We start from the raw sequence: 26,580 nt of genomic DNA, 5'->3' as shown, positions 1-26,580 counted from the left end.
GCTTTTCTATCTTGGATTTCAGATTGCTTGGTATCTGAAATCCTTTGATGAAAAGCGCTAGCCGCTCTTTTTTTGAGAGTCGCCCAGACAGGCCGACTTATTCCATCAGATGCTTTTTGATGGGGCGGGGGTGAACCAGCTCGGTGCGCGACAGATCGGTGCCCAGCGAGTCGCGGCCGTCAAAGACAAAGCAGCCGCCGTCGTAGAACTTGCCGTCGGTTTCCTCGAAGTACTTGAGGATGCCGCCTTCGAGCTGATAGACGTTTTCGATGCCTTCGTTCTGCATCAGGATGGCGGCCTTTTCACAGCGGATGCCGCCCGTGCAGTAGCTGACCACGGTCTTGCCGGCGAATTCGTCCTTGTGCTGGCGCAGTGCTGGCGGGAATTCGGTGAACTTGCTCAGGCGCCAGTCGATCGTGCCTGCAAACGCGCCTTCGTCCACTTCGTAGTCGTTGCGCGTGTCCAGTGTCACCACCTCGCGGCCCTCGTCGTCATGGCCTTGCTCAAGCCAGCGGCGCAGCGTGACCGGGCTGACCGAAGGTGCCCGGCCATGGGCGGGGCGAATGGCGGGATGATCCATGCGGATGATCTCGTTCTTGACCTTGACCAGCATTTTGCGAAAGGGCACGGTCTCGGACCAGCTTTCCTTGGGGGTCAGGTCGGCAAAACGCGGGTCTTGCTTCAGCTGCTCGACAAAGCCGCGTACGGCATCGGCAGGGCCGGCCAGGAAAAAGTTGATGCCTTCCTCGGCCAGCAGCACCGTGCCCTTGAGGCTCAGGGCATGGGCGCGCTCCAGCAGCGTCTGGCGCAACTGGTCGGCATCAGGCAGGGGCGTGAATTTGTAGCAGGAGATGTTGAGTATGTCGGCCACGTCGATATCCGGGGGGCGGCCGCGCGGCTGCTGCATCGACGGTGATGCAGCTCAGACCGGGGCCGTCAGCTCTGCCTTGATTTTATTGGACAGCTGTGCCACTGCGAGGGATGCGGGTGCTCCAGGCATGGCCTGCAGCAGCAGCTGTCGGCGCATCACTGCTTCGCGCACGGCGGAGTCGACCGGAATATCGCCCCAGTGAGTCAGCTGCAGCGGCTGACCGGAATCGGTGGTCACGAAGCGGTTGAGCACCTGCTGCAGCTGGCCCGTGATGGCGCGGCCATCGCCAGGGCGCTGCGCCTGGTTGATGACCAGACGGATCTGCTGGCGCTTTTGCTGCAGGGCCAGCACCTTGATGGCTGCATAGGCGTCGGTCAGCGAGGTGGGCTCGGGTGTAGCCACGACCAGCACCTCGGTGGCCAGAGATACGGAGAACAGCACCACGTCGGAGATGCCGGCGCCGGTGTCGAGCAGGATGATGTCGTAGCGCGGGCGCAGCAGCTCCACCGTACGCATGAACTGGGAGCGAATCTCGGGCGTCAGGCGCGAATACTCGATCATGCCCGAGCCGGCCAGCAGCACGGAGTAGCCGCCCGGCGTGGTCAGAATCGCATCTTCCAGCGTGGAGCGGCCCGTGAACACATCGTGCAGCGTGACCTTGGGATAGAGGTTGAGCACCACGTCCAGATTGGCCAGGCCCAGATCGGCGTCCAGTACCAGCACGTTGAAGCCATGACGCGTCAGAGCCGCAGCCAGATTGGCAGAGACAAAAGTCTTGCCGACACCGCCTTTGCCGCTGGTGACGGCAATGATGTGGGCCTGCTTGGTGCGGCCAGGCGCCCGCAGGGCATCTTCCATGGATATATGAGCGGGCAAAGTAGGGTGAGGGGCCAAGGTGTCCATCGTCTCAAGGCGTTATGACCTGGCTTGCGGCGTCGGTGTTTACGTCTGGTGCTGTGTTGTCGGAAACATTTTCCTCTAAAGAGGCAGCATGCAAAGGGCTGAATAGCAGGCTTTTTTCCTCGGCACTCACCGTACTGTCGGGCGGTTCCTCCACACAGACGCAGTTGCGGCCTGCGGATTTGGCCAGATAGAGCTGGCGATCGGCACGCTCGGTCCATAGCTGCGCCGTGCTGCGAATCCATTGCTGGGCGTAGACACCGCCGATACTCACGGTGACCTTCAGCATCTGACCCGAGGACACGGCGATGGAGTTGTCTTCGATGGCTTGGCGCAGGCGCTCGGCGACCGTACGGCCCTGATGCGCGGGGCAGACCGGCAGCACGATGGCGAATTCCTCGCCGCCGAAGCGCGCCAGCGTGTCCATTGGCCGAATGATTTCGGCCAGCGTCTGTGCCACCGATTGCAGCACCATATCGCCGGCGATATGGCCGTGCTCGTCGTTGATCTGCTTGAAGTGGTCGATGTCCAGCATCAGCAGCAGAGCGGTTTCGCCCGAGCGGGCCACGCGGTCGATCTCGCGCTCGATCACGGAGCGGAAATGGCGGCGGTTGGCCAGCCCCGTGAGAGGGTCGCGCAATGACAGAGCGCACAAGCCATCAATCAGGGCTTGCAGGTAATGGGTGGGGGTGTCGGTGGGCAGACGGATATCGCCACCGCCCGCGCGAGTCACCAGATTGTGTGCGGTGGCAAGGCGCAGATCGCGCAGAAACACGGATTGATGGGGGGCGGATGAGGTCACGACAAGCTATCAATGGTGGCCGTCAGTGTAGCAGCGACCCTTATCATTTTGTGGATGTAGGCTTTTCGTCAGTGTTGACAGGAGGCGGTTCTGTGGGGAAATTGCCAAGCGTTCGCAGAAAGTCGGCATCCGTGCGATAGAGCCTGATGGGGCTGCCGCTCTGGTGCAGCAGGCCGGCACGCTCCAGTCGTTGCTCGGCAGGCAATTTCAGCCCCACCACATGCAGCAGGCCGCCGCGCAAGGCAACCATGCGCTCAAGGCGGGCAAAGGTCTCGACGCCGGTGATGTCGATGCTGTTGATGGACTGCATCAGCAAGGCCAGGTCTTTGGCCTGGGGCACCTGCTGCAGTGCGTCGGCAGCGTAGCGCTCAAGCGCTGTGGCCGTGGCGAAGTCCAGGTCTGCGTCCATGCGCAGGGCCACGACATTGGGCGCGAGGGCCGGCAACTGCCAGAGCTGGCGGCTGCGCAGGCTGCCGTCAGGATGCTCGCCGATCTCGATGATGCGCGGGTGCAAGTGGTGATAGAGGTAGTAAGCCTGGCTGAGCATGATGCCCGCAAACACCCCCCAGTACATGCGCGGGGCGGTGACGATGGTCAGCACCAGTGTGGCGACGCTGATGCAGGCTTCCACCTTGGAGATCCTGAACAGCTTGAGGATCGCGCTGGGCTTGACCAGGTTGAGCACGGCGGTGATCACGATGGCTGCCAGCGTGGCCTGAGGCACGTGGTAGAGCCAGGGGATGAACCAGAGCACGACCACCACCACCAGCAAGATGGAAAAGACATTCGCATAGCCGGTCTTGGCACCGGCGAGCAGATTGACCGCCGAGCGTGAGAACGAGGCGCTGGTGGCAAAGCTGCCGAACAGGCCGGCGCTGATCTTGGACAGGCCCTGGGCAATCAGATCCTGGTTCTCGTTCCAGCGCGTGCCGGCCTGCTGATGCTCGACCTGGGCGCTGGAGGCCGTCTCCAGAAAGCTGACCAGGGAGATGACCAGCACTGGCATGACCAGGGCGCCGAACTGTTCCCAGTCCAGCATGCCTGGCCATTGGAAGCTGGGCAGTCCCGCAGGCAGGTGGCCGATCACGGAGCCGCCCGCATCGGCAAAACCCGTGATCCAGCTGATGAAGCCGCTCAGGCCGATGATGAAAATGGCTGAGGGAAAGGCCGGACGCCATTTCTTGGCCAGCATCAGAAGAGCCATGCTGACCAGGCCGTAGGCGATGGACTGGATGCTGAACAGGTAGATGGACGGCGAGTGCCAGACGGTGGACCAGTCAGCGCGCATGCCCAGCAGGGTGGGCAGCTGCGAGGCCAGAATCAGCAGGGCTGCTGCCTGGGTGAAACCTGCCAATACGGGGGAGGTGACCAGGTTGAGCAGCCAGCCTGCACGCACCACGCCCAGACTCCATTGCACCAGGCCGGAAAGAATCGCCATCCATGCCGCAAGCACTACCCATTGGGCCGAGCCCGGTTCGGCCATGCCCGTCAGGGAGGCGCCGATCAGCAAGGCGCTCAGCGCCGTCGGTCCCACGCCCAGCCGTGGCGAGGGGCTGAAGAGAATGGCCACTGCGGCCGGAATGATGGAGGCGTAGATGCCGGTGATGAGTGGCATGCCGGCCAGCGCGGCGTAAGCCACGCCCTGGGGCAGCAACATCAGGCCCACGGTCAGGCCGGCCCAGAATTCGCCGCGTAGTAGGCCGAAAGTAGGTTTGGGCCAATCGAGAAAGGGCAGCCATCGGGCCAGGGATTGCATGGAAGTCATGATTGCGGCGAACTAAACCGTCTGCAAGCTTAGTCGGGCTTTGTTGTGCAGAGATTAAAACAGGGCGAGGCTGCGACCTGGGTCGAGAAGGGCGGGCGACTCGGGGCGCATTGTCCGAACCGGGCCCGCATGGCATCGATGGCGGCAAGAGTGTCGGCGGATGGCCGATGAATCCGGGCGGGGGCGCCCGCCAGATCCGCGCCCTGCCAGGCGACCGGGTGGGTCGCTGGCTGCTGGTGAATGATACTCACGTTGAAATCGACTCGAAGACAGAAAAAACGGCACCAGCTGCCATGGTTTTCAATGCCGGCACCGCGTTTCATCCTAGCACGCTGCCCGGGCATATGCGGGAGGGCGCGCCAGTTTCGGGCGTTGGAGCAGCCATAAAAAAAGAGAGGCTCATGGCCTCTCTTTACACGCTTTGGTGCAGTGCGCGCGGTGGCTGAGCCACCTGTCATCTATCAGTTGCCCAGATTGCGGATCGCTTCTGGGGTGTACTGGCTGGGCTTGAGGTTGTCCTTACCCAGGATCGGCGCCTTGGGGCGCTCCTGGACCAGATTCATGCTCACATAGGAGCCGGCATTCAGGTCGTAGTAGAACGATGTCCCGGCATGCCATTTCCTGATGTCGTAGGCGTAGTAGTAATTGATCTCTGCGTGCTGCCACAGCTGGCCGCGTGCATCGTAGAAGTCCCCCGAGACGGCGTGGCCGGTGTCTTCATCAATGAACATCACGCGCTTGGAGTACAGGTGGCGAAAGCCCGGCTTGAGCTTGCCCTCCAGCACCCAGACACGGCGCAGCTCATAGCGGGTGTAGGCCGGGTTGGGGTGGCCGGGTTTGAGCAGATCGGCGTACTTCAGCGGCTGGTTGATGCGAAAGGTATTGGCAGGAACGAACATTTCGCGCTTGCCGTGCATGGTCCACTCGTAGCGCTCGGAGCCACCGTTGAACAGGCGTTCTGAGTCGATGGTCGCCTTGCCGCTGGTGCCCGGGGAGGGTTGGTCATAGCCGAACTCGGGCAGCTGGCGCACGCGGCGGGTGCCGGGGTCGTAGTTCCAGGCCAGGCGCTTGTCCGTGCCGAAGTTCATGGGCTCTATGGACAGAATCACGCCGCCTTTTTCGCGCTCGGGCAGGATGGAGAAATTGGTCACGTAGGCGTATTTGCCTTCGTTGGACTTGCCCAGGTTTTCCTTGGAGTCATAGCGGCTGAGCTGGATGTAGCTGGTGCGGCCCCAGGCGATATCGCCGCCTGCGCCCACCAGTGCCATGTCGCGTTCCACCTCTTCGGTGCTGGCGCGGCTGGGCATGAGGTTGTTCCAGAGCAGCTCCACGCCGCTCTTCGGAATGGGGAAGGGCAGAGCGCCCATGAAGCCCTTGACGCCATTGCCGTCGTTGACTATCTCGGCTTCCAGCGCATTGCGCTTGATGACGGCGCAGATATCGTCGTCATAGCGGAAGTCGCGGTGGCCCGGATAGACGGGAATGCGCATGGTGGCCGGGAATTTGCCAAGCAGCGCCTTCTGGCCGTCACTGAGCTTGTCGCCGTACTGGGCCATATTGGCGGCCGTGATTTCGAACAGCGGCTTCTCGTTGGCATAGATATCGGGCTGGAACTGTCCCACTGACCTGGTGAACTTCACGCCGGGCGGCACGCCCAGGATCTTGCCCGTGAAGGGCGGAATGCTGCCGTCGGCATTGCCGGCCCTGATGGCGCCCGTGCAGGTCAGCTCCTTGCCCAGCTTGTCGGCCTCGGCAGCGGGAACCTTGGCACAGGCAGCGCCTGCGCCCAGTAAACCCATGCACAGCAGCAGCGCCGTATTCATCGTCTTGTTCTTCATTGCTCTCCTCCCTGGTGAAAACCATGCAGGCTCCTGCCTGCGAACATCGATTCTTCAGATATTTGTCATGACATGAATCGTCTGTTGAGACTAATCGACAGCGTCCGGGGGCGGCCCATGATGCACAAAGGGCAGCGCCGTTGCCGGTGCTGCCCTTTTGGGGGATCAAAAATGACTAGGTATCAACGCGAGCCGTTGAGATCCATTTCCGAGTATTTGACGATGCGCGTGCCCTTGACCCATTTGTAGCCGAACCAGATGGCCAGGAACAGAGGCAGGCCGATATAGGTGGCAATGGCGCCGACCCAGTCGATCTGGTCCTTGATCAGGTTCTCGTAGTTTTGGCCCAGGGTGATGATCAGGCACAGCACAAAAGCGAAGATGGGGCCGAAGGGGAAGGCCGCTGCCTTGTAGGGCAGCTGGTTCATATCGTAGTTCTGCACTTCGCAGCCCTTGCGGAAACGATAGTGGCTGATGGCAATGCCCAGCCAGGCAACGAAGCCGCACATGCCCGACAGATTCAGCAGCCAGATGTAGACCACTTCGGGGCTGAAGATATTGGTCAGAAAGCACAGGGCGGCGATCACGGTAGTGGCGATCAAGGCCAGCACGGGCACGCCACGCGTGTTGACCTGGGCGAACACCTTGGGCGCCATGCCTTGCTTGGCCAATGCATACAGCATGCGGGTGGAGGCATACATGCCGGAGTTGCCGGCCGACAGCACCGAGGTCAGTACCACGGCATTCATCACGGCGGCAGCGCCCAGCAGGCCGGCACGCTCGAACACCAGCGTGAAGGGGCTGACGGCGATATCGCCCAGGTCGTTGCGCAGCAGCTTGGGATCGGTATAGGGAATCAGCAGACCGATGATGAGGATGGCGAAGACGTAGAACAGCAAAATGCGCCAGAACACCTTGCGCACGGCCTTGGGCACGTTCTTGGCGGGATCTTCGGATTCGCCGGCGGCGATGCCGATCAGCTCCGTGCCCTGGAAGGAAAAGCCCACCACCATGGCCACGCCGATCAAGGCCGCAAAGCCGCCTGCAAACGGTGCGTCGCCCGTGCTCAGGTTGGCAATATTGCCCCAGATTCCGTCAGGCGCGCCGCCTTGCAAAATGCCGAAGATCATCAGCACGCCGATGGCAATGAAGACCAGCACCGTGGTCACCTTGATGGCGGCGAACCAGAATTCGGATTCGCCAAAGCCCTTGGCCGACAGTGCGTTGAGGCCGAACATCAGGGCCAGAAACAGCGCACTCCAGAGCACTCCGTTGGTGCCCGGGAACCAGTAGGCCATCACCAGCTGTGCGGCCACCAGATCCACGGCAATGGTCACGGCCCAGTTGTACCAGTAGTTCCAGCCCAGCGCGAAGCCGAAACCTTCATCCACGTACTTGGCGCCATAGGTGGCAAAAGAGCCGGAGACGGGCATGTGTGCGGCCATCTCGCCCAGGCTGGTCATCAGGAAATAGACCATCAGGCCCACGATCATGTAGGCCAGCAAGGCGCCGCCTGGGCCGGCCTGGGAGATGGTTGCGCCGGAGGCGACAAAAAGGCCGGTGCCGATGGAGCCGCCGATGGCGATCATCGACATATGACGGGCCTTGAGGGAACGGTGCAACTGGCCGGTTGCTGCAGTGGATTCGCTGTCGCTCATGAATACGAGATTTTCTGGCAGGACATGACAAGGGGAAACAGGCTGGCTAAGGCCGTTGTCATGGCTTGCATTATTGTGGTTCTGCACGGCCGGCCCTGGGATAACAACGCGGCGTGCGCGATCGGCGATGACACTCATTGCCGTTCAGTGGGTGCAGATTGTGAGCGATTTATGGGCGGTGCGTGCGCTCCGGGTTGTCATGAAGTGCAGCGAATTGGCGGAGATTTTTTCCAAGTATCTGTTTTTTATGGGTTTATGGGCTCGGGCTAGTGGCTGCCTCTTGTGGGCGGCATTGGCTCTGCATGGAGCGGTGGCGCACAAATGGTGGCATGGACGCAACGGATCGAGGCAAAGCGCGGACCAACAGCGGTCTTTTGTCCAGCTGGTAGAGCCTGAAGCCTGCTTGGGGCATCAGCGCTTTTCCGTAGCCCGATTCGCCAGACCTCGGCTTTCACGGCGGCAGCCACACAAGGCTTACAGCTTGCCGGTGATGGTTTCGTGAGCATTTCTATTCTTGAATTCAATTCAAGAGAATTTGTTGAATACAGGGCTTAATCGGCACAGATGCAGCGGGCACACTGCGGGCTATGAAATCCTCCGCCGCTTTATTTGCCCTGGCCGTTGGCGCATTTGCCATTGGCACGACCGAGTTCACTCCCATGGGATTGCTGCCCGTGATTGCCGATGGGGTGCAGGTCAGTATTCCCACGGCGGGCATGCTGGTCTCTGCCTACGCTGTGGGCGTGATGCTGGGGGCTCCGGTCATGACGCTGCTTTTCAGTCGTTTTGGCAAACGGGCTGCGCTGATGGGCCTGATGGTGTTGTTCACCGTGGGCAATCTGTTGTCGGCCTTTGCTCCGGGCTATGCCACGCTACTGCTGTCGCGCCTTGTCACCAGTCTCAATCACGGTGCTTTCTTCGGCATCGGTGCGGTGGTGGCAGCGAGCGTGGTGCCCAGGGACAAGCAGGCCAGTGCGATTGCCGCCATGTTCATGGGCCTGACGATTGCCAATATCGGTGGCGTGCCCGCTGCGACCTGGATCGGCCAGCAACTGGGCTGGCGCCTGGCCTTTGGCGGCACGGCCATGCTGGGCTTGCTCACCATTGCCGCGCTGTGGCTGGCGCTGCCCAAGGGCGAACCGGGCACACGCCCTGACGTGCGCCGCGAGTTGAAGGTGCTGGCACGCCCCGAAGTGCTGCTGGCCATGGGCACCACGGTGCTGGGGGCCGGTGCCATGTTTGCGCTCTATACCTATGTGGCACCCGTGCTGGCCGAGATCACGCATGCCAGCCCCGGCTTTGTGGCCTTCGCCCTGGTGCTGATCGGCATCGGGTTCACGCTGGGCAATGCGCTGGGCGGCAAGCTGGCCGACTGGTCGCTGGACGGCGCCACCAAGATCATTCTGGCGCTGCTCGCCGTCATCATGGCCCTGCTGCCGCTGGTCATGACCACCCATCTGGGTGCGGCCATCGGTCTGGTGGTCTGGGGCGCTGCGGCGTTTGGCATCGTGCCGCCAGTGCAGATGCGGGTCATGCAGGCCGCGGCACAGGCGCCGGGCCTGGCTTCATCGGTCAATGTGGGGGCATTCAATCTGGGCAATGCGCTGGGCGCTGCGTTGGGCGGTTTCGTCATCGGTCAGGGCCTGGGATATGCGGCCGTGCCATTGGTGGGCGCTGCACTGGCTGCAGGCGGTCTGGGCCTGGTGTGGCTGGGCAAGGCCGGCCGCAGTCCTGCGGCGCAAGCGGCTGGCGAGAGTGCCGCACGCAAGGCTTGACGGCGCTGTCGTTCCGAGCGGCTCCGTCCTGCCGCTTACCAGCGCGCCTGCTCCAGCAGCATCTGGGTCAGCGCCTTGACTTTGGGCGAGGCATGGCGGGTGCGCGGGTAGACCAGAGACAGCTCGCGGCTGCGGCCTTCGAGCTGGGTCAGCACAGGTATGAGCCGCGCGCCGGCAATATGCTCGCGCACGGCAAACTCCATGACCTGGGCCACGCCCAGGCCGGCCAGCGAGCCCTCGACCAAAGGGTCGCCGCTGTCGAAGCTGATGGACTGCGGCGGCATCCAGTCCAGCGGCTCTTCGCCTTCGGCCTTGAATTGCCAGGGCACCTGAAATCCCAGATAGTGGTTGTAGACCGACAGGCAGCGGTGCCGGGCCAGCTCCTGCAGCGTGCGCGGTGCGCCATGGGCTTGCAGATAGCTGGGTGAGACCACGGTCACCCAGCGCAGCGGCGGCAGGCTGCGCGCAATCATGCGGCTGTCGGCCAGAGGGCCTATGCGCACGGCTGCGTCAAAACCTTCTTCCACCATGTCCACTACCCGGTCAGTAAAGCTGGCGTCGATCTGCAGACCCGGATAGCGATCCATCAGCGGCCCCAGCAACGGCGTGAGCACCACCCGTCCCAGCACCGAGGGCGCGGTCATGCGCAGCACGCCACTGGGTTCGCAGCGCCGGTCCAGCATCAGCTGGCGTGCCTCATCGAGCCCGGCAATCAGCGCGGCGCTGCGGTCCACCAGGGTGCAGCCATCGGGTGTGAGCGAGACATTGCGTGTATTGCGATGCAGTAGCCGGGTGCCCAGATCTGCTTCCAGTTGGGCAATCGCCCGCGAGATGCGGGACTGCGTGGTTCCAAGGCTGTGCGCAGCCTGCGTGAAGCTTTTGCACTCGGCCACCTTGACCAGCATGTGTACGGCGTTCAGATCCATGGTGCTCAAGCTTGATTGATGCGTATACGCATAAGTTAAACATGATTTTCATGTTTATCTACGTCCTTGAATTAAATACGATGCCTGCCTGACCGGTCATTCACGCTGCACCTGCAAAGCAGCACGCTTTGGAGCACTCACGCCCGCCGTAGCGGCGAGGCGTGCAGCCGCTCTGTTTCGAGAATGAGGACCGATTGATGGATCAAGAGAAAAACCAGTTACAAGCCCTGCCCAGCCTGCGCTATCCGCGTGCAGCGCTGGCCCTGTTATCGCTGGCGCAGCTGATGATTGCGCTGGATGCGACGATCGTGTTTGTGGCGCTGGACGCCATGGGCACGCATCTGCAGTTGCCTGTGCATCATCTGCAATGGGTGATCAGCGGCTATAGCGTGGCTTTCGGCGGCTGTCTGCTGCTGGGCGGGCGCTGCGCCGATCTGCTGGGGCAGCGCCGCATGTACATAGCAGCCATGGCCTTGTTCGGACTGGCGTCGCTGGCCGGAGGCTTTGCCACCGAGGCCTGGCTGCTGATCGCGGCGCGTGCGGCCCAGGGCGTGGGGGCGGCGCTGCTATTCCCGGCCACGCTTGCCATGATCAACACCCTCTACCGCCCAGGTGCCGAGCGCAATCGGGCGCTGGCCGTGTGGAGCATGGCCAGCGCCGGAGGGCTGGCGGCAGGGGCCTTGCTGGGCGGCGTGCTGACCCAGTTGCTGGGCTGGAACTGGGTGCTCTGGGTGCTAGTGCCGATTGCCTGGCCTTGTGCGATGGCGGCACTACGCTATCTGCCCGCGATGCCCAGCGTGCCGCGTCAGCAGCGTCGCTTTGATGTGGCCGGTTGCATCAGCGTGACGCTGGGCAGCTGCCTGCTGGTCACGGCCTTGGTGCAAGGTCCGCAATGGGGCTGGCTGGACGGCCGCACCTGGGGCGTGGTGCTAGCCGCCGCGCTGGCGCTGGCGGCATTCTTTGCCATTGAAAAACAGGTGGCTGCGCCGCTGATGCCGCTGGCCATGCTGAAAGTGCGCGGCCTGCAGCATGCCATGCTGCTGACGTTGCTGTTCATGAGTTGCTACGGCGTGCAGTACTACTTCCTGGGTCTGTACTTTCAGCAGGTGCTGGGCTGGAGCCCTCTGCAGGCCGGGCTGGCCTTTGTGCTGCCCACCATTGTCTGCACCGTCGGTATTCGCTGGGCCGAACGCGGATTGGCGCGCTACAGCGCCCGCATCGTGCTGATGGCCGGCTGGGCTGCAGGTCTGGCGGGGCTGGTCTGGACCGCCGCCGTGCTGCCATTGGCCGGCAATTACTGGTGGCTGGTGCCGGGCTTCATCGTGATGAGCATAGGCCAGGGTGCCAGCTGGACCGGCATGTGGGTATTGGTGGGCGAGGGCATTGCGCCGCAGCAGCAGGGGGTGGCTTCCGGTGTGGCCGCCACGGCCCAGCAGGTGGGGGCGGCACTGGGGCTGGCCGTGCTGGTGATGGTGGCTGCCCTGCCGGTGGCGCAAGTGCAGGCCACAGGTTCGGTAAATGCCCAGGCACTGCAGCAGGCCAATGCCCTGGGTCTGCAGAATGCGGAATGGGGCACCGCGCTGATTGCCCTGGTGGCCTTGCTGGTCTGCGCGCTCATGGGGCACAGGCCGCTGGTTCAGGAGCTGAAGCCTCAGCTTGGCTGAGTTAAATTGATATGAAAATAGCTGCTAGCGCTTATGGGTAAAGCGTTAGCAGCTATTGTTTTGATGGCTTCTGGTTCAGCTCAGCAGCAATGCATCGTCGGCCAGCTTTTCGCCGCGCACCTTCTCGAACATGTGCAGCAGGTCGGGCACATCCATTCTGGAGCGCTCTTCGCCGCTGACGTCCAGCACCACATTGCCCTGGTGCAGCATGACGGTACGCGTGCCCACATCCAGCGCCTGGCGCATGCTGTGCGTCACCATCATGGTGGTCAGATTGGCTTCCTGCACGATGCGCGCTGTCAGTTGCAGCACAAAGTCGGCGGTGCGTGGGTCCAGAGCGGCAGTGTGCTCGTCCAGCAGCAGAATGCGCGAAGGCTGCAGCGCCGCCATCAGCAGGCTCACGGCCTGACGCTGTCCGCCCGAGAGCAGGCCGATGCGATCAGTCAGGCGGTTTTCCAGGCCAAGGCCCAGCGTGGCCAGGCGCTCGCGATACAGATCGCGATTGCTTGCCTTTACGGCCTTGGACAAGCCGCGGAAGTTGCCGCGCTCGTGCGCCAGTGCCATGTTCTCTTCGATGGACAGGTCTTCACAGGTGCCGGCCATGGGGTCCTGAAACACCCGGGCCACCTGCTTGGAGCGGGACCATACCGGCATGCGCGTCATGTCGATGCCGGCAATTTCGATCTTGCCCTTGTCCACGCTCTGGTCGCCCGAGACGCAGTTCAGAAACGTGGACTTGCCTGCGCCGTTGGAGCCGATGACGGTCACGAACTGACCGTCGGGAATCGACAGCGACAGGCCGCGCAGCGCGCGGGTTTCGATTGGCGTGCCAGGGTTGAAGGTGAGTTCGAGGTTTTGTGCGTTCAGCATGGTGTTCTCCGCCGTCCTTCTTCTTACTTGCGCTTGCTCAGCTTTTTCTTGATTTGCGGAATCACCAGTGCGATGGTCACCAGCACTGCCGTCACCAGGTTCAGATCCTGCGCCTTCAGGCCGATGGCATCGATATTGAGGGCTGCCGCGATGAAGAAGCGGTAGACCACGGCGCCAAGTACCACGGCCAGCGTGGCCCAGATGATCTTGCGCGAAGGCAGGATGGTCTCGCCCACGATCACGGCCGCCAGACCGATGACGATGGTGCCGATGCCCATGGAGATGTCGGAGCCGCCTTGTGTCTGCACGAACAGTGCGCCCGCCAGGCCGACCAGGCCGTTGGAGATCGCCATGCCCAGCAGGATCATGGCGCCGGTGTTGACGCCCTGGGCGCGAGCCATGCGGGCGTTGGAGCCCGTGGAGCGGATGGCCAGGCCGCGCTCGGTGGCAAAGAACCAGTCCAGAGCCAGCTTGGCCACGATGACGAAGCCGAGCATGATGAGCGGGCGCATCACATAGTCGTCAATGTTGGCCGGCTGCAGCATGGTGAACAGCGTGGGCTCGTTGATCAGCGGCACGTTGGGGCCGCCCATGATGCGCAGATTCACCGAGTACAGGCCGATCATCATCAGGATGGAGGCCAGCAGGTCCATGATCTTGAGCTTGACGTTGAGCCAGCCCGTGATGAAGCCGGCCACGGCACCTGCAGCCGTGCCGGCCAGCGTGGCCAGCCAGGGGTTGGTGCCCGTGGAAATCAGAATGGCGCAGACCGCACCACCGAGGGGGAAGCTGCCGTCGACCGTCAGATCGGGAAAACGCAGCAAGCGAAAGGAGATGAAGACGCCCAGCGCCACCAGGCTGAAGATCAGGCCAATTTCAATGGCACCGAGGATGGAAAATAAAGACATAGAGAGAGCGACAGGCGCGGCAAACGTCTAAAAAAATCGGCAGGGCCATGTTGCCACGGCACCTGCCGCTGCGCTGGCACTGCCTGGTGGCAGTGCTGGCGACAGGGAGTGGATTACTTGACCACGGTCGCAGCGGACTTGATCAGCGCGTCGGACAGCTTCACGCCTTGCTTTTCGGCTGCGCCGGGGTTCACGAACAGTTCCATCTTGGTGGAGACTTCGGGCTTGATGTCGCCGGGCTTTTCGCCCTTGAGGATGCGCACCACCATGCGGCCGGTCTGTTCACCCAGGTCGCGGTAGTTGATGCCGTAGGCAGCCACGGCGCCGCGCTTGACGGAGTCGGTGTCAGAGGCCACCAGAGGAATCTTGGCGTCCTGGCCCACCTTGACCAGCGATTCGTAGGCCGACACCACGTTGTTGTCGGTGTTGGTGTAGATCACGTCGACCTTGCCCACCAGCGAGCGTGCGGCGCTGGAGACGTCCACCGAGCGGGGAGCGGCAGCGGTCACCAGAGTCCAGCCCATCTTGGGCAGCAGGGCTTGCAGCTCCTTGACGACCACGGCGGAGTTGGCTTCACCGGGGTTGTAGACCATGCCGATGCGCTTGGCATTGGGCACGACCTGCTTGACCAGGTCCATCTGCTTGTCCAGGGCCAGCAGGTCGGACACGCCGGTCACATTGTTCTTGGAAGGTTCCCAGCTGGGGACCAGCTTGGCGGCCACAGGGTCTGTCACGGCCGAGAACACCACGGGCACGGTCTTGGTCGACGCGATCACGGCCTGAGCGGAAGGCGTGGCGATGGCGACGATGGCGTCAGGCTTGTCACCCACGAACTTGCGGGCGATCTGGGCTGCTGTACCGGTGTTGCCTTGTGCGCTCTGGTACTGCCACTTCAGTGCCTTGCCTTCTTCGTAGCCGGCAGCCTTCAGGGCGTCCTTGACGCCGTCGCGCACCGCATCCAGGGCGGGGTGTTCAACAATGGCGGTCACGGCCACGGACTTGGTGTCGGCGGCATAGGCACCCGACATGGCGGAAATTGCCAGGGCCAGTGCGCCCATGCGGGCCAAGGACAGCTGCTTCATGTGTATCTCCAGCGTTTGTTGTGTGTTCCAGGTGAATTAAGACGGCAGTGCTCGATGCGCGTCGCCTCGCGGCAAAGTCTACTGCACCGATCTGGCTGTCTTCGCAATTGAGATAACCTTGTTTATCCCTATACGATGATCGCGAAAAAATGGCATGAAAGCTGCGCAAAGCGCTATTTGACTGGTGTTTGTGTGTGTGGACACTGTTCAATGGCGCGCAATATTGCGTTGAGCAGGGCGGGGTTTCTGCTTTTTCCTGCATTTTTCCTGCGTTTGATTTGCCAAGGTCAAGGATATCGAGGCGATTGCCTATTTTTTGGTCGCTGCGCTTTCCCTGCGGCAAGCCGGTCTCCATTGGGAGATTCACGGCCCTTGCTCCGGCATGAGAATTTTCAGGATGCTGCAAATTTGTGGGCATTTGACGGGCTGCGTTGCTAAAAACATTCAGCCCATGAAAAAAGCCTGTGCAGTCGGAACTGGCGCAGGCTTTTGGGGAGTGCATCCGGCAGCGGCTGTCGCCGCCGAATGCCATCATATGGCTTACATACCGGAGTAGTTGGGGCCGCCTCCGCCTTCGGGTGTCACCCAGACAATGTTCTGCGTCGGATCCTTGATGTCGCAGGTCTTGCAGTGCACGCAGTTCTGCGCATTGATCTGCAGACGCTGCTTGCCGGGATCGGCCTCGTCCTCCACGAACTCATACACGCCTGCGGGGCAGTAGCGCTGCTCGGGGCCGGCGAACTTGGTCAGATTCACGGCAACGGGGACGCTGGCGTCCTTGAGCGTCAGGTGAGCCGGCTGATTCTCTGCATGATTGGTGCTGCTGATGAAGACGCTGGAGAGGCGGTCGAAGGTCAGCTTGCCGTCGGGCTTGGGGTACTCGATGGGGGCGCACTCGGTGGCGGGCTTGAGATAGGCGTGGTCGGGCTTGTTGCGATGCAGCGTCCAGGGGATGTTGCCGCGCAGCACGAACTGCTCCAGTCCGTTCATCACGGTGGCCGTGGTCAGACCCTTTTTGAACCAGGCCTTGAAGTTACGCGCCTTCCACAGCTCTTCATAGAGCCAGCTGTTCTCGAACGCATAGGTATAGGCCGTCAGCTCGTCGCCCTGGCGACCGGCGACGATGGCGGCATAGGCGGCTTCGGCGGCCAGCATGCCGGTCTTGATCGCGGCATGGCTGCCCTTGATGCGGCTGACATTGAGGAAGCCGGCTTCGCAGCCCACCAGTGCACCACCGGGGAAGACAAAGCGGGGCAGGCTGGAGATGCCGCCGGCCGTGATGGCGCGCGCACCGTAGCTGATGCGCTTGGCGGGCTTGATGCCCTTGGCTTCGTCGCCTTCCAGGTAGTAGCGGATATTGGGATGGGTCTTCCAGCGCTGCATCTCCTCGAACGGAGACAGGTAGGGGTTGGAGTAGTCCAGACCGGTGATGAAGCCCAGCGTGACCAGATTGTCTTCCAGGTGGTAGAGGAAGGCGCCACCGTAGGTGTCGCTCTTCATGGGCCAGCCGGCAGTGTGCAGCACCATGCCGGGTTTGTGACGCTGGGGGTCGATCTCCCAGAGTTCCTTGATGCCCAGACCGTAGGTCTGCGGGTCGCGGTTGGCGTCCAGCGAATACTTGGCGATGACCTGTTTGCCCAGATGGCCGCGCGCACCTTCGGCAAAGATGGTGTACTTGCCGTGCAGCTCCATGCCCAGCTGGAAGTCTCCCGTGGGCTCGCCTTCCTTGCTGATGCCCATATTGCCGGTAGCTACGCCCTTGACGGAGCCATCTTCGTTGTAGAGCACTTCGGCAGCCGTGAAGCCGGGGAAGATTTCCACGCCCAGGGCTTCGGCCTGTTCCGCCAGCCACTTGGTGACAAAGCCCAGGCGAACAATGTAGTTGCCTTCGTTATGAAAGCACTTGGGCAGCAGCCAGTTGGGCGTGCGCAGAGAACTCTTCTCGCCGAGGAAGACCATGGCATCTTCGGTCACAGGCTGGTTCAGGGGGGCACCCTTTTCCTTCCAGTCGGGGATCAGTTCGGTCAGGGCGCGAGGATCCATGATGGCGCCCGAGAGCGTGTGAGCGCCGGGCTCCGAGCCTTTTTCCAGCACGACCACGGAGACATCCTGACCTTTTTCGGCCGCCAGCTGCTTGAGGCGAATGGCCGTGGCCAGGCCGCCTGGGCCACCACCGACCACCACCACGTCATATTCCATGGCCTCTCGCGGGCCGTACTGGGCCAGGATCTCTTCGTTTGTCATCGGGAAAGTCTCGCTTGATATTGGATTGGGAAAACTGGCGTGCGCGGCCTAGGCAGGTGCGTCTGCAAAAACCACGATGCGGGCGATTCTATGCTGACAGTCCGGCACGACCGTGCAGATTTGGCGACAGCCCATCAATCGGTGTTGCGGCAAAGTCCATAGGCTAGTGCTCCACCCGGGGTACGCCATCCCTCAAAGAAACTAGAACAAGGGGGTGATGAGGCAGTTGCAAACCTCGTTCAATCAGGACAATCAGGACAATCAGGAGACATAGCGGCATGAGAATCGAGTTGCCAGAGCGCAAAAAACAGGTCTATGAAACGCGCTTTCCCGTGCGCTGGGGTGATATGGACGCCATGGGCCATGTCAACAACGCCCAGTACTTCCGTTACCTGGAAACAGCCCGTATCGACTGGATGCACGGCATGGGTCTGAATCCGGACCCCGCAGGGCAGGGGCCGGTCATCGTCAACGCCTTCTGCAATTTCTATCAGCAGCTGGCCTATCCCGACGAGGTGCTGCTCAAGATGTTTGTCAGCGATCCCGCGCGCACCACCTTCGAGACCTGGGCCACGATGGAGCGTGTGGCACAGCCGGGAGTCATTTGCGCTGCCGGCGGAGGCACGGTGATCTGGGTGGATTTTCCCCGGCAGAAAGCCGCTGCGCTACCGGACTGGATACGTTCGGCAGTCACAGCCTGAGGTTTGTTCGGAATTCCGTACATCTCTCCGGATGCCGTCCGGAAATCCGATTGTCGTTATGCAGAAAAGTATTTTGAATATAAGCAAATCAAAGACTTGGCCGTGATCTATTGGCTGGCACGGTATGTGCTTAAAGGACGGCACGCCGCTTCGCTGCGGCTGACCAAGTGAGACTGGGGCTGGACCCGGCTGACGAAACCTCGGTTGCGTCGGCGGTCCGTCTCGGTTTGTTGTCGCTGCCTGAACCCGGTGCCTTCAAGGCCTGGATTCCGGCAGCGACTCAAACAACGCATACCAAGATTCCAAGAAATGAAATCCAATCGCCTGACCATCATGGTTCTGCTGGCCATGGTTCTGGGTGTGGTCGTGGGCTATCTCGTCCACGCCAACGCCGCGACACCGGAGACTGCCAAAGACATTGCCGGCTATTTCGGCATCCTCACCGACGTATTCCTGCGCATGATCAAGATGATCATCGCGCCCCTGGTGTTTGCCACGCTGGTGGCGGGCCTGGCCAATATGGGCGATGCCGGTTCCGTGGGCCGCGTGGGTGGTCGTGCGCTGGGCTGGTTTATCGCGGCTTCGTTCTGCTCGCTGTTTCTGGGTCTGGTGTTTGCCAATGTGCTGCAACCCGGCCACGGCCTGACCGTGGAGCTTCCCACGAATGCCGAGAGCCTGGGTCTCAAGACCGGTGCGCTGAACTTCAAGGATTTCATCACCCATGTCTTCCCCAAGAACATCTTCGAGGCCATGGCCACCAATGAGGTGTTGCAGATCCTCGTGTTCGCGCTGTTCTTCGGTATTGCCCTGGGCTATCTGAACCACCAGAAAAAGCACATGCTGGTCGATCTGATGGAAGAGACCTCGCACGTCATGCTGCGCGTGACCGAGTACGTGATGCGCTTTGCACCCGTGGGCGTGTTCGGCTCTGTCGCAGGCACCATTGCCACCCACGGACTGGGCATGCTGCTGGTGTTCGGCAAGTTCCTGCTGGGCTTTTATATTGCGCTGGCCGCGCTGTGGGTGCTGCTCATCGGTGCCGGCTATGTGGTGCTGGGCAAGGATGTCTTCCGCCTGCTGTCGCTGATTCGCGGCCCGGTGCTGGTGGGCTTTTTCACGGCCAGCAGCGAATCCACGCTGCCCAAGCTCATGGAGCAGCTGGAGAAATTCGGCATCAAGCCACGCATCACCGGTTTTGTGCTGCCCCTGGGCTACTCGTTCAACCTCGACGGCTCCATGATCTACACCACCTTCCTGGCCATCTTCATCTCTCAGGCCTATGGCATCGAGATGTCGCTGACCGCACAGCTGACCATGCTGATGGTGCTGATGATTTCCAGCAAGGGCATTGCCGGCGTGCCGCGCGCCTCGCTGGTGGTGGTGGCCGCCGTGCTGCCCATGTTCGGCTTGCCGGAAGCCGGCATCCTGCTGATTCTGGGCATCGACCACTTCCTGGACATGGGTCGTACGCTGACCAATGTGCTGGGCAACGCCATTGCCACGGCCGTGGTGGCCAAATGGGAGGGCGATGAAGCTCCAGAGTCTTCCACAGACTCGGCAGCCCAGCCTGTGATCATGGCTGAGGCCGCCCGCGCCTGAGCCTGATCCCCGCCTTGCCCGGCTTACTGCCTGCTGCTGTGCCGGGCGCTGCTAACATGGCCCGCACCATGCTAGCTTTCCTGCCCCCGCACCTGCGCGCTGCTTTGCTGATCCTGCTCTGGCTGGCTGCAAGCAGCCTGGGCGGCTGGCTGGGCTATCAGGGCTTTGTCAAGATCGGTCTCGAGACGGTGGCTGCGGCCGGCAACAACCGCCTTGACCTCTATGCAGCCAGCCTTCGGCGCGAGATCGACAAATTTGCCTTTCTGCCCGATGTGGTGGCCCTGCAGCCCGAGATCCTGTCCCTGCTGAAATCGCCAGGCGACGAAACGCTGCAATCCCGTGCCAACCTCTATCTGGAAGAACTGAGCCGCCGAGCGGGCACTCTCAGCGTCTACATGCTGGATCACCAGGGTCTTGTGCTGGCGGCCAGCAACTGGCGCCGCGCTGACAGCTTTGTGGGCGAGAACCTCGGTTTCAGGCCCTACGTTCAGCAGGCGCTGCGTGAAGGGCGGGGGCGTTACTTCGGTGTCGGCACCACGCGCGGTGAGCCCGGCTATTACCTGACCACGACCCTGGGCCAGGGGGAGCTGCATGGCGTGGTGGTGGTCAAGGTCGGGCTGGCGCAGCTCGAGCAGTCCTGGGCCAGTGCAGAGTCGCCGGTAATGGTCAGCGATGAAAACACCGTGGTCATCCTCAGCAACATGCCTGCCTGGCGCTTTGCCACCCTGCAGCCGCTGAACGCAGCAAGACGCGCCGAGCTGGAAGCTTCCCAGAAATACAACCGTCTGAATCTGAGGTCGCTGAGCTGGGGTGGCGTGAGCGGTGCCACCGGTATCAGGCAGGTCAGCATTCCTGATCTCAAGGACGCTGCGGCAGGCCCGAGCGCAGGCCGCTTTCTGGCACAGTCCACGCCGCTGGCCGGTACGCCCTGGCAGATCACCGTGCTGTCTCCCCTGAGTGTTGCATTGCAGCTGGCGGCGAGCCGTGCATGGGTGACCGGGGCGTTGATTGCATTGATGCTGTTGCTGGGGGCTTTGCTCTATCAGCGGCGCAGGCATGTGCGCGAGCAACTGGCGGCCCAGCAGGCTCTGAAGCAGGCCAACGAGGTGCTGGAGCAGAAGGTGCAGCAGCGCACGGCCGATCTGCAGAACGCCAATCTGGCACTGCAGCAGGAGGTGGTGGAGCGCATGCATGCCGAGACCACGCTGCGCGCTGCGCAGGATGAGCTGGTGCAGGCCGGCAAACTGGCCGTCATCGGTCAGCTCTCCACCGAAGTAGCTCATGAGCTGAATCAGCCCCTGGCAGCCTTGCGGGCGCTGGCAGGCAACAGCCAGCGTTTTCTGGAGCGCGGCCAGGGCGAGATGGTGCACAGCAATCTGCGGCGCATGGCCGAGCTGACGGAGCGCATGGGACGTATCACCGGACAGTTGCGCAACTTTGCGCGCAAGTCCGCGGGTCAGCCGGAACAGGTCGAACTGGCCAAGGTGGTCGATGGCGCTCTGACCTTGCTGGAGCCGCGCATTGCGCAAAGCGGCGTCATGATCGTGCGACAGCCTTCGGATCTCGCGCTGACTGCCTGGTGCGATGCCAATCGCGTGCAGCAGGTGCTGATCAATCTGCTGAGCAATGCGCTGGACGCTGTGCAGGGCGCCAGCACGCGGTGCGTGGAAATCGCCTGCAACCGGTCCGGTGCCTGGGCGCAGATCACGGTGCGTGACCATGGTCCCGGACTCAGCGAACAGGTGCAGGCGCGGCTGTTCGAGCCCTTTTTCACCACCAAGCCCGAGGGTTTGGGACTGGGCCTGGGCCTGCCGCTGTCGGCAGAGATTGCCCATGCCGCAGGTGGCAGCCTTAGCGGCGGCAACCATCCGGAAGGCGGGGCCATCTTCACGCTGCGCCTGCCCTTGGTGGATACTCGGCCGCTGTCCTGATTGCCTGCTGCCCATGAACTCTTCCCTCCAAGTCCTGATCGTTGAAGACGATGCCGATGTCGCCATGGCCTGCGAGCAGACCATGCGCCTCGAAGGCCTGGACTGCGTCTGTGCGAGCAGTGCCGAGCAGGCGCTAAAGCGGCTGTCGCCGGATTTCGCCGGCGTGGTGGTCAGCGATATCCGTTTGCCCCAGATGAGCGGGCTGGGGCTGCTGGCCGCGATTCGCGCGCTGGACGCCGAGCTGCCCGTGATTCTCATCACCGGTCACGGCGATATCTCCATGGCCGTGCAGGCCATGAAGGATGGTGCGGCCGACTTTCTGGAAAAGCCATTTGCGCCCGAACGCCTGGTGGAGACCGTGCGCCGGGCGCTGGAGCGACGTCGTCTGGTGCTGGAGGTGCGCAGCCTGCGTCAGCAACTGCAGAGCCGGGATGTGCTGCAGCACCAGTTGCTGGGGCGGTCGCTGCCCATGCGGCAGCTGCGCAGCACCTTGCAGAGCCTTGCGGCCAGCGAGGCCGATGTGCTGATCTGGGGTGAAACCGGCACCGGCAAGGAAAGAGTCGCACGCAGCCTGCACGAGTCCAGCCGGCGCAAAAGCGGCAATTTCGTCGCCATCAACTGCGGCGGTCTGCCGGAAACCCTGTTCGACAGCGAAATGTTCGGCAGCGAGGCCGGGGCCTTTACCGGCGCAGGCAAAAAGCGCATCGGCAAGATCGAGCATGCCAGTGGCGGCACGCTGTTTCTCGACGAGATCGAGAGCATGCCCCTGGCCATGCAGGCCAAGCTGCTGCGCGTGCTGCAGGAAAGAGTACTGGAGCGTCTGGGATCGAACACGCTCATTCCCGTGGATTGCCGCGTGATTGCGGCAACCAAGGTCGATCTGCTGGAGCTTAGCCGACAGGGTCTGTTTCGTTCCGATCTCTACTATCGTCTCAATGTGGCGACCGTGAACCTGCCCCCGCTGCGCGAGCGCCGCGAGGATGTTGCGCTGCTGTTCGAGCATTTCGCGCTGCAGGCCGCGGCCCGCCACCAGCGACCTGTGGCCGAGCTGACACCGCAGCGTCTTCAGACCTTGCTGGCCCAGGACTGGCCTGGGAATGTGCGCGAGCTGCGCAATGCGGCCGAGCGCATCACGCTGGGGCTGGATGCCGGCATATCGCCGTCCGGCGCCGCGCCTGGGACTGTTGCTTCGCTGGCGTCGACCATGGAGTCCATAGAGCGCTCCCTGATTTCCGAAGCCCTGCGCAACAATGAAGGCAATCTGACGCGCACGGCTCAGGCGCTGCACACCCCAAAGACCACGTTGCACGACAAGATTCGCAAGCACGGGCTGTGAGCAAGCCATGAAGCGGCTGCCGCGTTTGGGGTCCAGGGCGGAGCTTGCGTCCCGCTACACTGGGGCATGCGTGAGTTCAAGGTCATGGTCGTTGGTGCATATGGCTTCTTCGGCAGTCGCCTGGTTGCCAGGCTGGCCCGGCAAAGCGGTCTGCACATCGTGGTGGCAGGGCGCTCGGCTTCTGCGGCGCAGGCTCTGCAAGAAGGTCTGGCCCGGGATGCCCGCTCAAGCCTGAGCCATGCGGTGCTGGACGTGATGTCTCCGGGGCTGGAGGAGCGGCTCAAGGCCCTGGCGGTGGATGCGCTCATTCACACCTCGGGCCCGTTTCAGGGACAGGACTACCGCGTGGCCCTGACCTGTGCCCAAGCCGGCGTGCACTATGTGGATCTGGCCGATGGGCGTGAGTTTGTCTGCGGCATAGACCAGCTCGAGTTGCAGGCCAAAGCCGCCGGCGTGCTGCTGCTCAGTGGTGCCAGCTCGGTGCCGGCGCTGTCCTCGGCGGTGGTGGATGCGCTGGCTCGGGGCATGGCCCGCGTCGACCACATCGACATCGGCATCAGTCCGGGCAATCGAACGGACAGAGGCCTGTCCACCGTCGCTGCCATCCTCAGCTATTGCGGCAAGCCGCTGCCCGGTGCGGGCCGGCAAACCGTGATCGGCTGGCTGCGCAGCTATGCGCATGACTATCCGGCTCCTGTGGGGCGACGGCTGCTGTCGGCCTGCGATGTGCCCGATCTTGCATTGCTGCCGCTTCGTTATCAGAACTGTTGTGTCAGGTTTGGTGCCGGACTTGAGTTGCCGCTTCTGCAACGAGGCATGAACGCCATGGCCTGGCTGGCGCACCTGGGGCTGGTGCGCGATTGGTCCACCCATGCACGCACGCTCAAGCGCATGGCGGACTGGTTCAAGAACCGGGGCAGCGACGTGGGCGCCATGCATGTAACCGTCAGCGGGCTGGATGCCCAGGGGCAAGCCAGCCAGCGCAGCTGGGTGCTGACGGCGGGCTCCGGCGACGGGCCTTATGTTCCCACCCTGGCCGCCAGTGCACTGGTGCGCAAGCTGGCAGCAGGTGCAGCGCTGGTGCCTGGTGCCAGGCCCTGCATGGGGCTGCTGACGCTGCAGGACTTCATGGCCGAGGCGCGGGGGCTGGACATCCGGATGCAGGAGCTGGCCCCATGAGGCAGCGAGCCTCCTTGTTTCAGCAGGCCATGGGTGAAGAGTTTGGCAGGCTCGATGCCGCGCTGCAGCGCTTTCACCGTCTGCAGGGCGAGCATGAGTTGGAGGGCAGGGTGCAGACCGGCGCGCCCCGGACGCTGCTGGCCAGGTGGCTGGCCCTGGCCCTGGGTACGCCGCGCACGGCCGTTGAGGGGGAGATTCATTTCGAGCTGCAGGCCAGTCCTGAGGCCGAGACCTGGACTCGGATCTTCCCCGAGCAGGTCATGCGCTCCAGCATGCATTTGCACCAGGGCGGCCTGGTCGAGCGTCTCGGGCCGGCGCGGCTGTGCTTTGCCCTGCAGGCGGTGGATGGACGGCTGCACATGCGACTGCAGCGCCTGTTTTTTCTGGGCATTCCTTGTCCGGGCTGGCTGGCGCCGCGCATCGTGGCCGAGGAAACAGGGGCCGGGCAGCGCTTGCAGTTTCATATCGAGGCGGCCGTCCCGCTGATTGGCGTGGTGGCCAGTTACCGAGGCTATCTGCTGCTGCCCGAGGAGAAAAAATGATTGTGGTCTTCGATGCGCAATGTCTGCTGTGCAACGGCTGGGTGCAGTTTCTGCTCAAGCACGACAAGCATGGCATTTTTCAGTTCGCCGCCATCCAGGGAGAGGTAGGCGGCAAGCTGTTGGCCGACGCGGGCCTGCGCCTGGAAGGTCTGCAGACCCTGCTGCTGGTGGACGGCCAGCGTTCCTGGCAGCACACCGATGCCATCCTGCGCGTGCTGCATGCGCTGGGCTGGCCCTGGCGCCTGTCAGCGCTGCTTCGGCTGATACCCGCTGCTTTGCGCGATGCGCTCTATCGCCTGATTGCCAGAAACCGCTACCGCTGGTTTGGCAAAAGCGAGCAATGCCTGATGCCGGACCCCGCCGTGGCAGCGCGCTTTCTGGATTGAAGTTCTGATGAAAGGTGCCTTGGCCCATCAAGTGCACTGCAGCCTGCGGGCAACACGGATGCTTGGCGGCGGGGCCGCTAATCATTAGAATCTGCGGCTCACTCATCCTTCCTGATGCTGCTGCTCGAAGGTGCGTTGCATCTCCCAGATTCGGAGATGCGCTGTTGCGTACCTGTTTTTCTCAGCATCATGTCCCATCTTTCCGGGAAGCTTTCCCGACTGCAAAAAGCCCTGTCGCGTCAGGGCATCCAGGTCTCCTATCGGGACCATATCTATCAAATCCATAACGAGCAGGCGGCCGCCACTGTTTTGCTGCCTGACAGTCTGCCGCTGGAGCACAAGGCCGTCAGCCAGTTGCTGGACTTTGCTTCGGTCGCCGACCCGCAGGGCCATGGCGCAGTCTGCAAAGCCTGTGCCACGCCGGACTTTCACCCCGGCAGTATTGCGCCAGTGGGGGCTGTGGTGGCGACATCGCCGGATTTCGTGATTCCTGCTGCCATCGGCACGGACATCAACTGCGGCATACGCCTGCTGAGCACGGGCCTGACCCAGGCGCAGGCCGATCTGCACAGAGCCACCATCGTCCAGCGTCTGACCCGTGTCATCCTGCAGAACGGACGCGATGTACCCGTGCGCAGCGTTGGCTTCAAGGCATTGTTCGACGAGGGCCCGCAAGCCTTTATTGACCACTTGCCTGATGCGGGCCTGTGGCAGTGCGTGAATCGTGATCGCCTGCAGGCCGAGCTGGCCGAGTGCGTGGGACTGCAAGGCTTTGCGGGCAGCAGTCGCTACGCGCCCGAGGCCTTGCTGCAGGCACGTGAGTTGCTGCGTCCGCCGTCTGCCGCCGACCTGGGGAGCGGCAATCATTTTCTGGAGTTCTGCGTGGTCGATGAGATCTACGATCGCCACGCCGCCTATGCGGCAGGGCTCAAGAAGGGCGATATCACGGTGATGATCCACACCGGCTCGCGCGATGTCGGCTTTTATGTCGGCCGCCGCTGGATGGATCTGGCCAGGCAACAATGGCCGCAAGGCATCAAACACCCTCGGCACGGCCTGTATGGTCTGAGCGGTGCGCTGGCGCAGGATTACCTGCAGGCCATGGGCGTGGCAGCGCGTTATGCATGGTTCAACCGCATGGCACTGGCCGAGCTGGTGCGCAAAGAACTGGAGGACATTGCCGCGCCCGATGCATCGCGCCTGATTGTGGATGTGCCACATAACGTGGTGATGACCGAAGGCGAGTTCAATGTGCACCGCAAGGGTTCGACCCCGGCGCACGACGGCCAGTGGGCGCTGATTCCGGGCTCCATGGGCGACTACTCCTTCCTCGTCAAGGGTCTGGGCCATGAAGACTGGCTGCAATCTTGCAGCCACGGCGCGGGTCGGCAGGTGCGCAGACAGGACACACGCCGCATGAAGCAGCCGCTGATCGAGTCCATGTGGCAGTGCATTACGCTGCGCGAGGAGCGCTTGATCGAAGAAGCCCCGAGTGCCTACAAACCCGTGGGACCGGTGCTGCAGGCACAGGAAGAAGCGGGGCTGATCCGGGCGAGCCTGAGATTGAAGCCTTGGCTGACTTTCAAGGCCTGAAAACTCCATG

Annotated in this window: 21 protein-coding genes; 10 read left to right on the top strand and 11 right to left on the bottom strand. The window is 62.5% G+C overall.

Translation table 11 applies throughout. The features are described 5' to 3' along the window. Positions 1-97 precede the first annotated feature (97 nt). The 6 genes from F3J24_RS01715 to F3J24_RS01690 form a co-directional block, all read right to left on the bottom strand. Positions 98-871, bottom strand: coding sequence for a sulfurtransferase (locus tag F3J24_RS01715; RefSeq protein ID WP_167003393.1), 774 nt, complete (start codon positions 869-871; stop codon positions 98-100). Between the two features lie 51 nt (positions 872-922). Beyond that, positions 923-1,774, bottom strand: coding sequence for a MinD/ParA family protein (locus F3J24_RS01710; RefSeq protein ID WP_003054751.1), 852 nt, complete (start codon positions 1,772-1,774; stop codon positions 923-925). 4 nt (positions 1,775-1,778) lie between these two features. Next, positions 1,779-2,573: a GGDEF domain-containing protein gene (locus F3J24_RS01705; protein ID WP_167002176.1), complete on the bottom strand. Its 795-nt coding sequence runs from the start codon at positions 2,571-2,573 to the stop codon at positions 1,779-1,781. 43 nt (positions 2,574-2,616) lie between these two features. Continuing rightward, positions 2,617-4,329 (bottom strand): SulP family inorganic anion transporter, encoded by a 1,713-nt coding sequence (locus tag F3J24_RS01700; RefSeq protein ID WP_167003391.1) that lies wholly within the window; start codon positions 4,327-4,329, stop codon positions 2,617-2,619. Between the two features lie 470 nt (positions 4,330-4,799). Further along, positions 4,800-6,176, bottom strand: coding sequence for a DUF1329 domain-containing protein (locus tag F3J24_RS01695; protein WP_167002175.1), 1,377 nt, complete (start codon positions 6,174-6,176; stop codon positions 4,800-4,802). A gap of 182 nt (positions 6,177-6,358) precedes the next feature. After that, entirely contained in the window at positions 6,359-7,834 is a 1,476-nt protein-coding gene (locus F3J24_RS01690) for an amino acid permease (protein ID WP_148729885.1), read from the bottom strand. A gap of 587 nt (positions 7,835-8,421) precedes the next feature. Between F3J24_RS01690 and F3J24_RS01685 the strand changes: the two genes are divergently transcribed. After that, positions 8,422-9,609 carry an MFS transporter gene (locus tag F3J24_RS01685; protein ID WP_167002174.1) on the top strand — a complete coding sequence of 396 codons (1,188 nt, stop codon included), beginning with the start codon at positions 8,422-8,424 and terminating at the stop codon, positions 9,607-9,609. 35 nt (positions 9,610-9,644) lie between these two features. On the opposite strand, the gene F3J24_RS01680 is transcribed toward F3J24_RS01685, so the two are convergent. Further along, positions 9,645-10,535, bottom strand: coding sequence for a LysR family transcriptional regulator (locus F3J24_RS01680; protein ID WP_167002173.1), 891 nt, complete (start codon positions 10,533-10,535; stop codon positions 9,645-9,647). Between the two features lie 197 nt (positions 10,536-10,732). Between F3J24_RS01680 and F3J24_RS01675 the strand changes: the two genes are divergently transcribed. Further along, on the top strand, positions 10,733-12,199 hold the full coding sequence (locus F3J24_RS01675) for an MFS transporter (RefSeq protein WP_167002172.1): 1,467 nt from the start codon (positions 10,733-10,735) through the stop codon (positions 12,197-12,199). Positions 12,200-12,274: 75 nt separating this feature from the next. Here F3J24_RS01675 and F3J24_RS01670 read toward each other — a convergent pair whose 3' ends face one another. The 4 genes from F3J24_RS01670 to F3J24_RS01655 form a co-directional block, all read right to left on the bottom strand. Then, positions 12,275-13,069, bottom strand: a complete 795-nt coding sequence (locus F3J24_RS01670; protein WP_003054766.1) for an ABC transporter ATP-binding protein — start codon at positions 13,067-13,069, stop codon at positions 12,275-12,277. 23 nt (positions 13,070-13,092) lie between these two features. Next, a complete protein-coding gene (locus tag F3J24_RS01665; protein WP_003054767.1) occupies positions 13,093-13,977 on the bottom strand; it encodes an ABC transporter permease in 885 nt (294 codons plus the stop codon). A 113-nt stretch (positions 13,978-14,090) separates the two neighbouring features. Beyond that, positions 14,091-15,059 carry an ABC transporter substrate-binding protein gene (locus tag F3J24_RS01660; RefSeq protein WP_050874385.1) on the bottom strand — a complete coding sequence of 323 codons (969 nt, stop codon included), beginning with the start codon at positions 15,057-15,059 and terminating at the stop codon, positions 14,091-14,093. Positions 15,060-15,599: 540 nt separating this feature from the next. Beyond that, complete coding sequence (locus tag F3J24_RS01655) at positions 15,600-17,303, bottom strand: electron transfer flavoprotein-ubiquinone oxidoreductase (protein ID WP_167002171.1); 1,704 nt, start codon at positions 17,301-17,303, stop codon at positions 15,600-15,602. Positions 17,304-17,581: 278 nt separating this feature from the next. Here F3J24_RS01655 and F3J24_RS01650 point away from each other — a divergent pair, with 278 nt between their 5' ends. From F3J24_RS01650 to F3J24_RS01615, 8 genes are all read left to right on the top strand, one after another. Beyond that, complete coding sequence (locus F3J24_RS01650; RefSeq protein WP_167002170.1) at positions 17,582-18,004, top strand: thioesterase family protein; 423 nt, start codon at positions 17,582-17,584, stop codon at positions 18,002-18,004. Positions 18,005-18,313: 309 nt separating this feature from the next. After that, positions 18,314-19,603 (top strand): dicarboxylate/amino acid:cation symporter, encoded by a 1,290-nt coding sequence (locus F3J24_RS01645; protein WP_167002169.1) that lies wholly within the window; start codon positions 18,314-18,316, stop codon positions 19,601-19,603. 56 nt (positions 19,604-19,659) lie between these two features. Then, positions 19,660-21,534, top strand: a complete 1,875-nt coding sequence (locus F3J24_RS01640; protein WP_167002168.1) for an ATP-binding protein — start codon at positions 19,660-19,662, stop codon at positions 21,532-21,534. 13 nt (positions 21,535-21,547) lie between these two features. Continuing rightward, positions 21,548-22,870 (top strand): sigma-54 dependent transcriptional regulator, encoded by a 1,323-nt coding sequence (locus F3J24_RS01635; protein ID WP_167002167.1) that lies wholly within the window; start codon positions 21,548-21,550, stop codon positions 22,868-22,870. A 66-nt stretch (positions 22,871-22,936) separates the two neighbouring features. After that, positions 22,937-24,049, top strand: coding sequence for a saccharopine dehydrogenase family protein (locus tag F3J24_RS01630; protein WP_167002166.1), 1,113 nt, complete (start codon positions 22,937-22,939; stop codon positions 24,047-24,049). Then, on the top strand, positions 24,046-24,591 hold the full coding sequence (locus F3J24_RS01625) for a DUF4166 domain-containing protein (protein WP_167002165.1): 546 nt from the start codon (positions 24,046-24,048) through the stop codon (positions 24,589-24,591). The genes F3J24_RS01630 and F3J24_RS01625 overlap by 4 nt, the downstream gene beginning before the upstream one ends. Then, complete coding sequence (locus F3J24_RS01620; RefSeq protein ID WP_167002164.1) at positions 24,588-24,977, top strand: thiol-disulfide oxidoreductase DCC family protein; 390 nt, start codon at positions 24,588-24,590, stop codon at positions 24,975-24,977. The genes F3J24_RS01625 and F3J24_RS01620 overlap by 4 nt, the downstream gene beginning before the upstream one ends. Before the next feature lie 114 nt (positions 24,978-25,091). Beyond that, positions 25,092-26,570, top strand: coding sequence for an RtcB family protein (locus F3J24_RS01615; protein WP_167002163.1), 1,479 nt, complete (start codon positions 25,092-25,094; stop codon positions 26,568-26,570). The last annotated feature ends 10 nt before the right edge of the window (positions 26,571-26,580 follow it).

Source organism: Comamonas sp. Tr-654 (assembly GCF_011752915.1).
Lineage (GTDB): Bacteria > Pseudomonadota > Gammaproteobacteria > Burkholderiales > Burkholderiaceae_C > Comamonas.
Note: the sequence above shows the minus strand (reverse complement) of the source record. Positions and strands in the feature narration are given on the sequence as shown.

What these genes read in the sequence shown, in the direction of transcription:
- F3J24_RS01665 (WP_003054767.1), bottom strand. Translation starts at nt 13,977, where the DNA reads ATGTCTTTATTTTCCATCCTCGGTGCCATTGAAATTGGCCTGATCTTC.
- F3J24_RS01710 (WP_003054751.1), bottom strand. Translation starts at nt 1,774, where the DNA reads ATGGACACCTTGGCCCCTCACCCTACTTTGCCCGCTCATATATCCATG.
- F3J24_RS01690 (WP_148729885.1), bottom strand. Translation starts at nt 7,834, where the DNA reads ATGAGCGACAGCGAATCCACTGCAGCAACCGGCCAGTTGCACCGTTCC.
- F3J24_RS01680 (WP_167002173.1), bottom strand. Translation starts at nt 10,535, where the DNA reads ATGGATCTGAACGCCGTACACATGCTGGTCAAGGTGGCCGAGTGCAAA.
- F3J24_RS01630 (WP_167002166.1), top strand. Translation starts at nt 22,937, where the DNA reads ATGCGTGAGTTCAAGGTCATGGTCGTTGGTGCATATGGCTTCTTCGGC.
- F3J24_RS01685 (WP_167002174.1), top strand. Translation starts at nt 8,422, where the DNA reads ATGAAATCCTCCGCCGCTTTATTTGCCCTGGCCGTTGGCGCATTTGCC.
- F3J24_RS01625 (WP_167002165.1), top strand. Translation starts at nt 24,046, where the DNA reads ATGAGGCAGCGAGCCTCCTTGTTTCAGCAGGCCATGGGTGAAGAGTTT.
- F3J24_RS01640 (WP_167002168.1), top strand. Translation starts at nt 19,660, where the DNA reads ATGGCCCGCACCATGCTAGCTTTCCTGCCCCCGCACCTGCGCGCTGCT.
- F3J24_RS01700 (WP_167003391.1), bottom strand. Translation starts at nt 4,329, where the DNA reads ATGCAATCCCTGGCCCGATGGCTGCCCTTTCTCGATTGGCCCAAACCT.
- F3J24_RS01635 (WP_167002167.1), top strand. Translation starts at nt 21,548, where the DNA reads ATGAACTCTTCCCTCCAAGTCCTGATCGTTGAAGACGATGCCGATGTC.
- F3J24_RS01660 (WP_050874385.1), bottom strand. Translation starts at nt 15,059, where the DNA reads ATGAAGCAGCTGTCCTTGGCCCGCATGGGCGCACTGGCCCTGGCAATT.
- F3J24_RS01655 (WP_167002171.1), bottom strand. Translation starts at nt 17,303, where the DNA reads ATGACAAACGAAGAGATCCTGGCCCAGTACGGCCCGCGAGAGGCCATG.
- F3J24_RS01670 (WP_003054766.1), bottom strand. Translation starts at nt 13,069, where the DNA reads ATGCTGAACGCACAAAACCTCGAACTCACCTTCAACCCTGGCACGCCA.
- F3J24_RS01695 (WP_167002175.1), bottom strand. Translation starts at nt 6,176, where the DNA reads ATGAAGAACAAGACGATGAATACGGCGCTGCTGCTGTGCATGGGTTTA.
- F3J24_RS01645 (WP_167002169.1), top strand. Translation starts at nt 18,314, where the DNA reads ATGAAATCCAATCGCCTGACCATCATGGTTCTGCTGGCCATGGTTCTG.
- F3J24_RS01615 (WP_167002163.1), top strand. Translation starts at nt 25,092, where the DNA reads ATGCTGCTGCTCGAAGGTGCGTTGCATCTCCCAGATTCGGAGATGCGC.
- F3J24_RS01650 (WP_167002170.1), top strand. Translation starts at nt 17,582, where the DNA reads ATGAGAATCGAGTTGCCAGAGCGCAAAAAACAGGTCTATGAAACGCGC.
- F3J24_RS01675 (WP_167002172.1), top strand. Translation starts at nt 10,733, where the DNA reads ATGGATCAAGAGAAAAACCAGTTACAAGCCCTGCCCAGCCTGCGCTAT.
- F3J24_RS01620 (WP_167002164.1), top strand. Translation starts at nt 24,588, where the DNA reads ATGATTGTGGTCTTCGATGCGCAATGTCTGCTGTGCAACGGCTGGGTG.